This window comes from Acinetobacter sp. SH20PTE14 (assembly GCF_021391555.1).
GTDB lineage: Bacteria > Pseudomonadota > Gammaproteobacteria > Pseudomonadales > Moraxellaceae > Acinetobacter > Acinetobacter amyesii.
This window is the reverse complement of sequence record NZ_CP090067.1, coordinates 1548443-1561529: the sequence shown is the minus strand read 5'-3', so window position 1 is coordinate 1561529 and position 13087 is coordinate 1548443. Positions and strand designations below refer to the sequence as shown.

Below are 13087 nucleotides of genomic sequence, written 5' to 3'. Positions count from 1 at the left end.
ATGATTTTTAAGTCTATTCGACGGAGTCATACATCTAAAGATTGAATAAAGGTATTAGCCTTCGGCTGGAGATACTTTTGTTTCGGCAAAATGAGAAGCGAAGCTTCGAAAGGAAACCATCTTGCGGTGCAATGTACCTCACCGACAAAACTCGTTCACTAACGTCTAATTATTCAAAGAATCGCAGAAACATTTTTGATTACAATAAGTCTTGTCTCAAACAATTTCGGATGACGTTACCGTGTATCGTTCTTTTATTTGAATCAACGTGCGCTTCTGATGTTACTGCGTAGCATCGGTTAATAATACGCACAATAAAAAATCCCAAGCAGACAAGCTTGGGATTCTTCTCATCATGTTTTCAATTTAAACGTCTGAAACCGCAAACTTTTTTAAAATACTTGCACGACGTTTAGGATGAATATTGGCTTTAGTTAAATCACCTTGATAGTGATCATAGACCCGTTTATCCATCATCTTAAACCAAATAGAGGGTACTAAAGCAGGAATTAGCATAGTGGCATAGCCGCTAGGCAACTCTGGCGCTTCGTCAAAATGTCTTAAAGCCTGAAATGGACGAGTCGGATACGCATGATGATCTGAATGTCGTTGTAATTGATACAAAAATAGATTGGTCACAATATTATTGTTATTCCAACTATGTTCAGGCATGGTTCGCGCATAACTTCCATCCGCTTTTTGCTCACGCTTCAGGCCATAATGTTCAATATAATTAATAATTTCAAAAAGGCTGATTCCATAAAAGGCCTGTGTAACTAAATACGGTGTCACGCCTTTACCAAACATTTTCAGCATCGCGGCATGAAAACCTGCACTCATCGCCCAACCATGAAACAGTTCATTGTCCTTCGAAAAGAAACTTAAACCTTTACGTTTTAAGCGTTGTTTCTCAATCTGCACCGCCGATTTAATTCCACCAAATACCGTGCGTGGCCAAAACTCATAAAAGGTTTCACCCATTTTTGAAGATGCAGGATCTTCAGGCGTTGCCGCACGTTTATGGTGCCCATAAGGATGTTCAATGCGGAAATGGCTATAGCCCAAAGGCGCGAGCGTCGCATGTGCCCAATAATGGTCTTTTTTATGTGGTCGATGGCAGAGTTCATGTGCTGTATTTACACCGACGCCATTAATTGCACCCATCGAAATCCCAAGTAGAACTTGATCTAATAATGAAACATCTTTACGGGTAACCACATAGCCTGCAAAAGCGTTCGCTGCCATTTGCAGTGGAATAAATAATTTGACGATCCGATCATAATAGGGATCATTCACTAAAACTTTGATGTCATCATCTGTCGGGTTATTGGCATCATCACCGATCAGTGCATCCAGTGCAGGAATAATGACATGCAGTAGAAGCGGCCCGCCCATGGCAAATAGTTTTTTTGTCGGTTTGGGACCAAAATGATAACCCGCCAAAATCCCCATACCAATGACTGGTAAACCTGGACTCAATAGCCAACCATAACGTTTTTTATCTAAAACACTACCGATTTTGCTTTCTAACTGAGCGAGCTGCTGTTCATTTAATTTTACTGGTGCATTCATGCGCTAGACTTCCCTAATTACTTCTTCTGTGTTTATATTCGTAAAATATGGGCAGCCAGAACAGTTTTAAGCGTCCAAAAAAACTATGCGATCGTCTTTGGCATTTAAGGATAAATGTTGACCTTTAAACACATAGTGACCATCAATAAGTACAAAATTAATATGAGTAAATATTTGAAATATGGATGCTTTAAGTAAAATTTTTGATGATATTCATCTCCACCGATCTGAATATATTTATTTGAGATCAAAGCATCCTTGGGCTTTTCATTTTCAAGATCACAATGCCATGGTTGCGTATGTAGTGATTCAAGGTCAGTGTGTTGTGCATATAGATCAAGAGCAGGTCTTACTTGAAACTGGCGATCTTTGCCTTATTCCCTCAGGGCAAAATCATTACTGCAAATCTATACAGTCTGATGTCTTGGTCGAATCAATAAACATCACGCCACTGTTTCAAGAGCAACGAAATAAAACCATTGAATTAAATTCTGCCGAATCTCATAAAGCAGAGGAATTATTTGTACTAGCGATCCGTGGACATGTCGACAGCATTATGGCAAAGCCTTTAGTGAATGCCCTCCCCACGCTGTTACATACACCACACATTATGAGTAGTACCGCACCGGAATGGTTGCAAATTGGCTTACATTTTCTGGCCGTTGAAGCGCATCAGATCCGTCCAGGCCGCGACAAAATTTTGGATCATTTGGTGAGCATTTTATTTATCGAATGTGTGCGTGATTATATTGCAGCCTTGTCAGATTCAAGCAGTTGGTTGCATGCCTTGAGTCATCCTGAATTATCCAATGCTTTAGCCGCGATTCATGAACGACCACAGCATGCTTGGACCGTCGAAAGTTTGGCAGAACAATGTTGTATGTCACGTTCTAAATTTGCCAGTTTATTCACTCAAATGCTTGGTGAATCCCCACTTGCCTATTTACAGCAACATCGTTTGCGACTAGCAACACAGCACTTACAAATGGGGCAACTGACTATTCAACAAATTGCCCATCGTATCGGTTACTCATCTGAAACGGCATTTAGCCAAACTTTTAAAAAGTTTTATGATCTCACACCGAGCCAGTATCGACAGCAGCATCAGCTCGCAAAAACTGAGTCACCTTAGAGGTTTATTTAACTGACGTTACGCACATAAAAGTAATTTTGCATTTTTAAAATGATTTTTAATCTTATTCGACGGAGTCTTACATCTAGGGATTGAATAAAGGGATTAGCCTTCGGCTGGAGGTACTCTTACGAAACGTTGTTTCTCATTCGGCAAAATGAGAAGCGAAGCTTCGCAAGGAAACCATCTTACGGTGCAATGCACCTCACCGACAAAACTCGTTCACTAGCGTCAAATTACTCAAAGTATCGCAAAAACTTTTTTGATTAGAAGTAGTCCTGCGTCGAACAGTTGCGGATGACGTTACCGTGTATCATACTTTTATTTAAATTAAATTACGCTCCTGATGTTACTGCATAACATCAGTTATTTAATTTAAAAGCTTTAAAATCGCTTCCACAGAGTTTTCACTGTTGCCTGAAAGCAGTTGTTTATGCATGGTGATGTGCTGCATCACTTGAATTTGCGATTTTTCAACATCCATCAAGCTTTCAATTTCTGCTGCTAGTTTTTCAGGCGTTGCATCATGTTGGATGAGTTCCTGAATCACCTTTTTGCCCGCAATAATATTTGGCAATGAATAATACGGAATTTTGATCAGCAATTTCACCACATGATAGGTCAGCCAATTTAACTTATAAAAGGTTACCATTGGGCGGTGTAAAAGCATCGCTTCTAAAGTCGCTGTACCCGAAGCCAAAGCGACAATATTCGATGCGTTCATCACCTGACGGCCAATTTTAGATTCGGTATCGGTGTTTTCCATCAAGCGAACTTTGGCTTGTAATGCTTCAGGGTACTGCTTGAGCAACAATTCGATTTGCTGTTTACGTGCATCATTAATTGCAGGAATCAGGAACACATAGTCTGGATGCTGCTCCGTCAAAATCTGTGCGGCAGACAGCACCAAAGGCCCCAAACGCTCAATTTCACCGCGACGGCTGCCCGGAAGTAATGCAATGTGTTTTTGATGCTCATCTAAGCCTAACTCGTGTTTAGCCGCAACGAGTGGATTATCTAAAGGCAACTGACTTGCCAATGGGTGTCCGACAAATGCAGCCGGAACTTGCCATTTTTGAAAAAATGCTTTTTCGAAAGGAAATAAACAAAGGACTAAATCGATACTCGCCTTGATGCCATGCACACGGCCTTGTCGCCATGCCCACACTGAAGGGCTGACATATTGCACTGTTTTAATCGGTAGCTGTTTTTGCTTCAAGCTCTTGGATAAACGCAAATTAAAATCCGGTGCATCAATCCCCACAAAAACATCGACAGGGTTTTCAGTCCATTTTTCAACCAGACCATCACGTACAGCAAAGAGTTTTTTAATATCTTTTAAGACTTCAACAATCCCCATCACCGATAAAATATCCATCGGATAATAGCTGTTAAAACCTTCTGCAATCATTTGCGGACCACCAATGCCTTCAAATTCCGCATCAATCCCTTGCTCTCGAAAACTACGGATAAGTTTGGCGCCTAATGTATCCCCGGATACTTCCCCAACCACGATGCCAATTTTAAGTTTCCGATTTTGCAAAAGTCTGTCCTTTTAACTCAATGTTCTTTAGCTATAGATTCTATACGAGTCCTTCGCAAAGTTAATAGATTTCCAAAAAAAAGCTGCACGTCTTTAATTCAACATTTTAAGAATAATCTTCACTGCTACTTAGCTGCTGATTAAAAATTTTCCGCCAATGGTTCGGATTTGTGCCGTATTTATTCTTAAACATTTTACGAAATAGCACTGCGGTATTAAAACCAGAGGCTTCCGCAATTTTATCAATCGAATAATCTGTCACTTCAAGCAATTCAGCCGCATATCGTAGTCTTTCATTATTTAACCAAGTGACAATAGGCAGCCCTGTCGCATGTTTAAAATGTCTAGTTAGTGTCCTTCTACTCATATTGGAATAAACGGCAAGTTCTTCAATAGTGTGCGGTTTCGACAGGTTATTCCGTAAATAATCGAGTAAACGATTAATCTCCGTATCGTAAGTCATTGTAGAAATCGGCTGTTCAATAAATTGCGCCTGCCCGCCCTCACGATGGGTTGGAATTACCATCAATCTCGAAATTTTATTGGCAATTTTCGCCCCCGTAAATTTCTCCGACAATGTATAAACAACAATCTAAAGCAGCCCCGTACCTGAGGAAGTAATGAGGCCTGCATCTTCAATATATAAAGCATCTTTATCTAAGTTCAGACATGGAAATTTTTGCTTAAAATCGGCACTGCCAGCCCAATGTGTCGTGACCTGTTTGTGATCAAGTAACCCAGCATACGCCAATGGATATGCGCCGTAGCACAGGCCTGCGATCTTAATTCCTTTTTCATGTACGCGTATTAACGCAAACCACATTTGAAGGAGTGAAGTTAACCAAAACTGGTGGACAACACGGTACAGATGCAATGTATCGTGTCCCAGAACTGAAAAAAAGATTGGGTGAAGCCATGGGGATCATTTTTGAAGCCGCAGGACATGAAACCATTTATTTGGCGGGTGACACGATTTGGCGCCCTGAAGTGGATCAAGCTATTCAAACCTTCCAACCTGATGTGATTATTTTGAATACAGGCAACGCCTTAGTCGATGGGTTTAAAGAGTCGATTATTATGGGCAAAGAAGACACCTTACGAGCTGTACAGCAAGCGCCGAAGGCTAAAATTGTCGCAGTACATATGAACGCCATTAACCACATGTCGTTAACGCGTGAACAACTGGCAGCCTATGTTAAAGCTCAAAATATTCAGGATAAAGTGTTGATTCCTTTAGATGGCGAAACTTTATCTTTTTAAGGCATATTAGCCTTTTTAAAGCGTATGAGACTTTGCAGCAGTGGACTTTATATACACTGTTGCATATATCGATAAATAACTAATTAAAGACTAGGAAAATAAACCTACGGTGCGTTTTTTGGTATTAGATATGCATTTCAGATAGTCATCACCTTATATTCTAAATACATGATTTCACTGCAGCATAATCTCCATTTTAACTATTAACTACTTGAGAAAACCGTAATCAATAACTTAGCTTAGTAAAAATTCATTTATTTCAAAATTAAAATCATTCTTTATCTATTTTTTTCACAAGCAAATCACTAATCGAGACAACGACTTATATCAATTAGTCATAAGATATGCACGTTTTTTGATATTTGGCATTCAGCGATGGTCGGTCCTTTAGAGTTCATTCTGGCAGGTGTAATTGTAGGTTTCTGCGTAGGTATTACCGGCGTTGGCGGTGGTTCATTGATGACCCCGATCCTGATTAGCCTATATAAAATTGAACCCCACATTGCGATCGGTACAGATCTACTGTATGCCGCAATTTCAAAATTTTGTGGTTCTTTAGTCCATGCCCGTAAAATGAATATCGTTTGGACCATTGTCATTTGGCTTGCAGTCGGCAGTATCCCTGCGTCTTTTGCGACCCATTGGGTACTGGAAAACTATCTGAGCCAATCGACACATTACAAAACGGTATTAACCATGTTTTTGGGTTTTATGCTGACGATTACAGGGATCTCAATTATTTTCCGTGGTCATATCGAAAAATTCTTTAATAAATTTCGAAAAACTGATCAGTTGGATGATATGAGTGCTGATCTGGAGCGTATCAATTTCCAAGCTAAAAATAAGCGTGTATATATCATCATCATGGGGATTATTTTAGGCGTATTCGTTACCCTATCGTCTGTTGGTGCAGGTGCCTTCGGTATTATGGCTTTGGTTCTTATGTTCCCGAACTTACCGATGATTCGTATTATCGGCTCTGACGTCGTACATGCCGTGCTTCTTACACTGGTTGCAGGCTTGGGTCATATGAGCTCAGGTAATGTCGATTTTCATTTATTGGGTTGGTTATTGGTGGGTTCTATTCCAGCGATTGTTGTCGGAACTTTGATCAGCTCACGTTTACCTGAAAAAGTTATTCGTAAAGTCTTAGGCATTACCTTGTTTGTTTTAGGCATGAATTTCATCATTAATCCAGTAAAATCAAAACCTGTCGAAAAACCAACAACTGCAATGTTGATCGCACCGACGGTGAATAGTCAGCAGGTTTAAATTAACTGCCCGATTCATCACTTTTTTTTCAGAGACTTATTGATCTTTTTTATAACATTTGAATGCTATATTCATGTTATATTCAGCTCACGAAACAACCTTTTGTATAATCAAACCAGTGACGGCAATGAATACTTTACAGTCAAATTCTATTACCCAAAACGACATTGATGACGTGAATGTAAAAAGCATTCAGCCACTTGTTACTCCTGCAGAACTAAAAAAAGAGCTACCTCTGACTGAAACTGCCTATCAAACAGTCCTTAAGGGCCGTGAAACTGTACGTAATATTTTAGATGGAAATGACAAACGTCTTTTTGTTGTCATTGGTCCATGTTCAATTCACGACACAGTCGCTGCACATGATTATGCTGACCGTTTAAAAGTTTTAAGTGACAAAATCCAAGATACGATTTATGTCGTGATGCGTGTGTATTTTGAAAAACCACGTACCACTGTGGGTTGGAAAGGTCTGATTAATGACCCAGACATGAACGATTCTTTCAACATCGAAAAAGGCTTACGTATTGGTCGTAAACTTTTACTTGAATTGAATGAAAAAGGTTTGCCTTGTGCAACTGAAGCGCTCGATCCAAACTCACCACAGTACTACCAAGATCTTATCTCTTGGTCAGCGATTGGTGCGCGTACCACTGAAAGCCAAACACATCGTGAAATGTCTTCTGGCCTTTCTTCACCAGTTGGCTTTAAAAATGGTACAGATGGCGGTTTAACCGTTGCGACCAATGCCATGCAATCTGTTAAACATGGTCATAGCTTCTTGGGCTTAAGCGACCAAGGTCAAGTTTCAGTTATTCGTACCAGTGGTAACCCATATGCACACGTTGTACTTCGTGGCGGTAACGGTAAACCAAACTACGACGCAGGTTCTGTTGCAGATGCCGAAGCGGCATTAGCCAAAGCAAAAGTTAGTGGCAAAATCATGATTGATACCAGTCATGCAAACTCAAACAAAGACCCGTACCTACAACCCCTTGTTCTCAAAAATATTACTGAACAAATCCTTGACGGAAACAAGTCAATCGTGGGTATTATGGTAGAAAGTCATTTAAAAGGTGGTCGTCAGGATATTCCTGCCAACCTATGTGACCTCGAATATGGTAAATCAGTGACTGATGGCTGTATCGATTGGGATACGACTGAAAAAGTCTTGTTAGAGATGCATGAAGCACTTAAAGACGTGTTACCGACACGCTAAGTGAATGAAAAACGCCATCTTCGAGATGGCGTTTTACTTTGAAGGATTATTTGTCAGATGAATGAAATCGAAAATGCGTTAAGTCACATTGAAAACTTCCAATATATACATGAACACTTATTAACGTCCGGTCAACCATCTCCTTCTGAGCTTCAAACGATTAAAGAATATGGTGTTTCAACGGTTATTAATTTAGCACTGACCGATGCATCCAATCATATTGAGCATGAAGACCGCATTTGCCTAGATCTAGGCCTGAACTATATCCAAGTTCCAATTTCTTGGGATACCCCTTCAGATGATCAATGCCTTTTAGTACTCGATATGATTGACCATTTGGTTCAAGGTCAAACGGTTTGGCTGCACTGTGCAAAAAACTTCCGTGTCAGCAGTTTGATGTATTTATATCGTCAATACTATATGGATGTTGATATGCCAAAGGCTCAAGATTTGATGCATCAAATTTGGGAACCCAATGAAACATGGACAGGTTTAATCCATGCGGTTGCCTTACAACTTCAAGGCCGTAAAGCAACTCAAGATTTACAACATGCGCTGATCCATCCAGATCATTTTGCGTGAGAAATCAGTACTGTTGCAGTAGAAAGAATACCTTCTTGGCGACCAGTAAACCCTAATTTTTCGGTGGTGGTCGCTTTGATGCTAATTTGTGTAACTTCAACATCCATAACATCTGCGATACTTTGACGCATTTCTAAATTATGTTTTGCTAGTTTAGGGCGCTCACAAGCCACGGTAATGTCAGCATTATTAAGTACATATCCACGATCTAAAATCAGTTGGTAGACGTGTTTTAAAAGTACTCGACTATCGGCACCTTTAAATTTTGGATCTGTATCTGGAAAATGCTGACCAATATCTCCAAGTGCCAAAGCACCTAATAATGCATCACAAAGCGCGTGCAGTACCACATCACCATCTGAATGTGCTTTGAGTCCATGTGTATGTGGAATTTGAACACCAGCAAGCGTTACAAAGTCACCTTCTTCAAATGCATGCACATCCATGCCCTGACCGATACGAATTTGAGCTATCATGCTTGAGTTCCTTGAGAAAATAATGATTGAAATCTTGTATTCACGCTTTCTATTTCGCTATAGTGTGGGCAAGCGCAACATAGTGAAAGTATAAGCGATCATGCTGTTGAAAACAGAAATAAATATCATCAAAAAATTCGGACTGGTTCTGCTCATAGGTTCTGGCCTAGCGACGTTTACGCATGCAGAAAAGATAGACTGTGATCATGCCAATACTCAGGCAAAAAAAAATTACTGTTCTGACGGTTTTGAAGAACAGCGTGAAAAGTTAGATGGGCTTTTTTTAACAGCGCAGTTAATTACCGATGCCCCAATACGCTTACTGATAGATACGCAAAAATTATGGTACAGTCGTGTTCAGCAATGCAAAAACTTGGAGTGTTTTAAACAACAATTTGAGCTTCGCCATGAAGATTTGAATATTTATACCTCAATGAACCAAAGTTTAACGCAGCATTATCTTAAATTTGAAAATGGCCATTTTGCGACATCACCTGTACATTTAAAGGTACATCAACTGGGCAAAGACAGCATCAAAATAGAAGGCATTGCCTATCGTAATCCGAACAATCGAGTTGAAACACAAACCATTCCATTTTTAGCTTACACAACACCCGAACAAAAAAATCAAATCACCGATAATGAACACGACTGCAAATATCAGTTCAATTACAGTAAAGCCTTACTCTCAGTAAAAACCGAACAAAAAGGCTGTGAACGTTTTGCAGGGATTTATCGTTTATATGATTAAGATCAAATTCGAATGACTTAGAAACATCAAAAAGCCTCAACATTGAGGCTTTTTGATGTCTACAATATGTCAGTTAAATCGGATGTGTTTGCTGCACTTGCTGGCTAATCATTGCAGCTGTTGCCGCAGATAAGGTCCATCCAAGGTGACCATGCCCTGTATTATAGAAAATATGATCACGCTTACCTGCATGCACCACAGGCATCATATTGGGCATCATTGGTCGTAAACCCGCCCACGGCACCACATGTTCTGTAGAGAGATTAAAGTTACGATTTGACCAATCAATTAAGGGTTGAATACGATCGGCACGAATATCTCGGTTATAGCCATTAAACTCTGCCGTACCTGCAACACGGAGTCGATTTGCACCTAAGCGTGAAGTCACAATTTTGGCACTTTCATCCAACAGACTTACCCAAGGCGCATTGGCCTGACTTTGTTCATCATTTAAATTAATGGTGATTGAATATCCTTTGACTGGATACACATTTACGCGATCACCGAGTTTATGTGCAAGTTCATAACTACCTACGCCACCACAGACCACCACAGCATCTGCTTCAAGTATGGTATCAGCATCAGGATTTTCCATATTTTCATCACTGGCTTTTAATCGAACATTGACACCTTTTGTATGATGCTCAAAGTCAGTCACCTCAAAACCCCACATATATTTCACATCAAAGCGTTCTGTTGCTTTGGCAAGCTGCGTCGTAAATTTATGGATATCTCCAGTAGCATCACCCGGACAATAAAAACCACCATAGTATTCACCTGTCAGACTAGGCTCAATATCACGGATTTCAGCTAATGTCACAGGATGACGCTCTAAGCCACCCTCACAGAGCATATTATTAACTTGAGTCGCCACCTCATAATCATGTTGATTATGAAAGAAATGTAAAATGCCGCGTTTTTCTAAATCAAACTGTAAGTTTTCATGCTCAGCTATTTCAAATAAACGCTGACGTGCCATCAATGCGAGACGTACAGTCTCGTGAGTATTTTCACGATAATCTTTAATATGTCCCATAAACTCAAAGAGCCATGAATATTTGTGTAGATTAAAACTTGGATTTAATAATAATGGCGCGGTTTTTTGTGACATCCATTTGATGCCTTTCACCACCGTTGCTTTTTGGTTCCAGACCTCAGCATTACAGGCTGATAATTGACCACCATTGGCAAACGACGTTTCCATCGCAGGATAAAGATGTTTATCAACCACAGTGACACGATAGCCGAGTAATCCGAGTTCGTAAGCTGTCGTTACCCCAGTAATACCTGCACCAATCACAACAATATGACACATATAGGCTCCTTGGAAATTATATTTCCTATGTTCGCCCCATCTGTCATTGGTACCTGAGAGCTTTGGTTCCTTGCGAAGCAATGTGAACCTTCCCCTTCGGTGAGTAGATCCGGCCTACTTCTCTCCAGATTTTTTATATGATTACAGTCCTTTTGCCTGAGAGTTTCCTGGGGGAACTTGCTCCTTCGGCGAGCACTATCTGTGCTTCTCTCCTGCAATCATCCATTCGTTTTTATTCGGCATTCATCTTGGTATTGCCTTAGTTAGATATGAGCAATATTTGTACCAAATCTCAAGTCCTATTTGGGTCAATATTGTTAAATATTATTTTTTATCAATTTAAGTTGTTAGTCTATAAATTTAAAATCATTTTTTTCTACACCTAAATACTTCATCTTTAAAATAAAGGTTTAAAATACTGAATGAAATTTATACCTAGAAAAATTGAAGTTTTATGTCGGATTCAACTCTTTTCTCTCGCTACGCATCTGTGATCAAAACACATGCTATTGAAGAATTAACTCAAAGTGATTTACTCCTACTTAAGACTCTGGGAACTATTCAAAGCTTTTATGCACCATTCGAGGCCATAAATCATGATGCAAAAGTGGTCATCGTCGGCATCTGCCCAGGCCAACAACAATGGCGTAATTCATTAATCGCAGCAAAGGACGGCTTAGTAGAGCAAGTATCTGAGGAAAACATTCTTAAACTTGCCAAGAATAGTGGCGCTTTTCGCGGCCCTATTCGTAAAAATTTAACTCAACTGCTAGATCATATTGGATTACACAATCAATTAGGCATACAGACCACTGCAGAGCTATTTAGCAATCATCAAGATAAGGTGCAAATGTGCTCGGTTTTACAGCAATGCATTTTGGTCAATGGAAAAAATTATGCTGGCTCAACACCCGCAATGCTAAAAAATGAATTATTAAAACAACATATTTATGATTATTTTATTCCTATGGTTCAACAGCTTCCTAATGCAATTTACATCCCGCTAGGCAAAGGTGTAGATGAGGTTTTAAATTATGTAGGCAGCTTAGGCTATTTAAATGATCGACAGATTCTAGCGGGACTTCCCCATCCATCAGGTGCAAATGCCGAACGGATCAAATATTTTTTAGGTGAAAAACCACGTGATCAATTATCTCGACAAACCAATCCCGAGCAGATTGATAGCGCAAAATCACAGATCTTACTTAAGTTATCCAAACTTCAATGAAGTCCGCTTAACATCACTAAAAAATATTATTTATTTGAATATCCACTACTTATATTAAGGCAGTGCTCGAACAAAACTAGAAAAGTGTGATGTATTGTACTTTTTTGTTTTTCTGTGTGAATATGCGCCAAAATAAATATTGCTTATAAAAATAACGCTAACATGGAAATACACATGAAAAATTATTTAGTTCTTGGATTTACACTCCTACTACTCACGGGTTGTATTACCGTACCTAAAAATAAACCTGAAACAAGAACGTTGAAGCTGAATGGTGTGAATACCGTTGAAAACAGCAAAGTGATCCAACGAACCATTACTCGAGGTCAGTTACTGTGTGAAGCAGGGCAAAAATGTCCTAAACTTGCAATTGATTGGCAAAAAAACAAAGGTGAGTATGCGCTTTCACTGCATTCTTATGATCAACAGCAGCTTGATATGAGTGAAATATCTTTTGTGATTGACGGTAAAGTATTGTCTTATGCTGCAATTGGTCAAACAAATTATCGCCGCTTAGATAATTCAAATGTGATTGATTCTTCTAATACCGTGATGATCCCAGATGCTGTGCTTAAACAATTTCGGGACGCAAAAAATATTGCTGTGATTATGAATACCAACCAAGGTGAAATCGCACACTATATGTTAAAAAACCAAAAATCTTCAGATGCCTATCGACTATTTTTACGTGCTTACTCTTAAGCCCAAATAGTCTAAAATAAAAATCCCAGAAGTTA

Annotated in this window: 11 protein-coding genes, 2 pseudogenes and 1 riboswitch; of the genes and pseudogenes, 8 read left to right on the top strand and 5 right to left on the bottom strand. The window is 39.5% G+C overall.

Annotation, left to right across the window (positions count from 1 at the left end; all coding sequences use genetic code 11):
• Window positions 1–366 precede the first annotated feature (366 nt).
• Window positions 367–1572 carry an alkane 1-monooxygenase gene (locus tag LXF01_RS07830; RefSeq protein ID WP_233945333.1) on the bottom strand — a complete coding sequence of 402 codons (1206 nt, stop codon included), beginning with the start codon at window positions 1570–1572 and terminating at the stop codon, window positions 367–369.
• Window positions 1573–1753: 181 nt separating this feature from the next.
• Between LXF01_RS07830 and LXF01_RS07825 the strand changes: the two genes are divergently transcribed.
• Window positions 1754–2704 carry an AraC family transcriptional regulator gene (locus LXF01_RS07825; protein WP_233945332.1) on the top strand — a complete coding sequence of 317 codons (951 nt, stop codon included), beginning with the start codon at window positions 1754–1756 and terminating at the stop codon, window positions 2702–2704.
• A gap of 370 nt (window positions 2705–3074) precedes the next feature.
• Here the strand turns inward: LXF01_RS07825 and lpxB are convergent, their stop codons facing one another.
• Entirely contained in the window at window positions 3075–4247 is a 1173-nt protein-coding gene (gene lpxB / locus LXF01_RS07820; protein WP_233945331.1) for a lipid-A-disaccharide synthase, read from the bottom strand.
• Between the two features lie 106 nt (window positions 4248–4353).
• Window positions 4354–5061: pseudogene (locus LXF01_RS07815) on the bottom strand (GlxA family transcriptional regulator); the annotation flags it as partial.
• Here LXF01_RS07815 and LXF01_RS07810 point away from each other — a divergent pair.
• From LXF01_RS07810 to LXF01_RS07795, 4 genes and pseudogenes are all read left to right on the top strand, one after another.
• A pseudogene (locus LXF01_RS07810) lies at window positions 5046–5507 on the top strand (MBL fold metallo-hydrolase); the annotation flags it as partial. The pseudogenes LXF01_RS07815 and LXF01_RS07810 overlap by 16 nt on opposite strands.
• A gap of 375 nt (window positions 5508–5882) precedes the next feature.
• Complete coding sequence (locus tag LXF01_RS07805; RefSeq protein ID WP_111884308.1) at window positions 5883–6779, top strand: sulfite exporter TauE/SafE family protein; 897 nt, start codon at window positions 5883–5885, stop codon at window positions 6777–6779.
• A gap of 127 nt (window positions 6780–6906) precedes the next feature.
• Window positions 6907–7998, top strand: coding sequence for a 3-deoxy-7-phosphoheptulonate synthase (locus LXF01_RS07800; RefSeq protein ID WP_143221612.1), 1092 nt, complete (start codon window positions 6907–6909; stop codon window positions 7996–7998).
• A 57-nt stretch (window positions 7999–8055) separates the two neighbouring features.
• The gene (locus LXF01_RS07795; protein ID WP_078191020.1) at window positions 8056–8580 is read left to right on the top strand and encodes a protein tyrosine phosphatase family protein; all 525 of its coding nucleotides are present in this window, start codon (window positions 8056–8058) and stop codon (window positions 8578–8580) included.
• Here the strand turns inward: LXF01_RS07795 and ispF are convergent.
• Window positions 8568–9056 carry a 2-C-methyl-D-erythritol 2,4-cyclodiphosphate synthase gene (ispF, locus tag LXF01_RS07790; RefSeq protein ID WP_168378679.1) on the bottom strand — a complete coding sequence of 163 codons (489 nt, stop codon included), beginning with the start codon at window positions 9054–9056 and terminating at the stop codon, window positions 8568–8570. The genes LXF01_RS07795 and ispF overlap by 13 nt on opposite strands.
• A 100-nt stretch (window positions 9057–9156) precedes the next feature.
• Here ispF and LXF01_RS07785 point away from each other — a divergent pair, with 100 nt between their 5' ends.
• Complete coding sequence (locus LXF01_RS07785; RefSeq protein ID WP_180023582.1) at window positions 9157–9807, top strand: A1S_1983 family putative colistin resistance protein; 651 nt, start codon at window positions 9157–9159, stop codon at window positions 9805–9807.
• Window positions 9808–9880: 73 nt separating this feature from the next.
• Here the strand turns inward: LXF01_RS07785 and LXF01_RS07780 are convergent, their stop codons facing one another.
• A complete protein-coding gene (locus LXF01_RS07780; RefSeq protein ID WP_233945329.1) occupies window positions 9881–11122 on the bottom strand; it encodes a D-amino acid dehydrogenase in 1242 nt (413 codons plus the stop codon).
• Window positions 11123–11256: 134 nt separating this feature from the next.
• Window positions 11257–11347, bottom strand: a riboswitch (glycine riboswitch).
• A 229-nt stretch (window positions 11348–11576) separates the two neighbouring features.
• Between LXF01_RS07780 and LXF01_RS07775 the strand changes: the two genes are divergently transcribed.
• On the top strand, window positions 11577–12350 hold the full coding sequence (locus tag LXF01_RS07775) for a hypothetical protein (RefSeq protein ID WP_233945328.1): 774 nt from the start codon (window positions 11577–11579) through the stop codon (window positions 12348–12350).
• 174 nt (window positions 12351–12524) lie between these two features.
• Window positions 12525–13052 (top strand): hypothetical protein, encoded by a 528-nt coding sequence (locus tag LXF01_RS07770; RefSeq protein ID WP_233945327.1) that lies wholly within the window; start codon window positions 12525–12527, stop codon window positions 13050–13052.
• The last annotated feature ends 35 nt before the right edge of the window (window positions 13053–13087 follow it).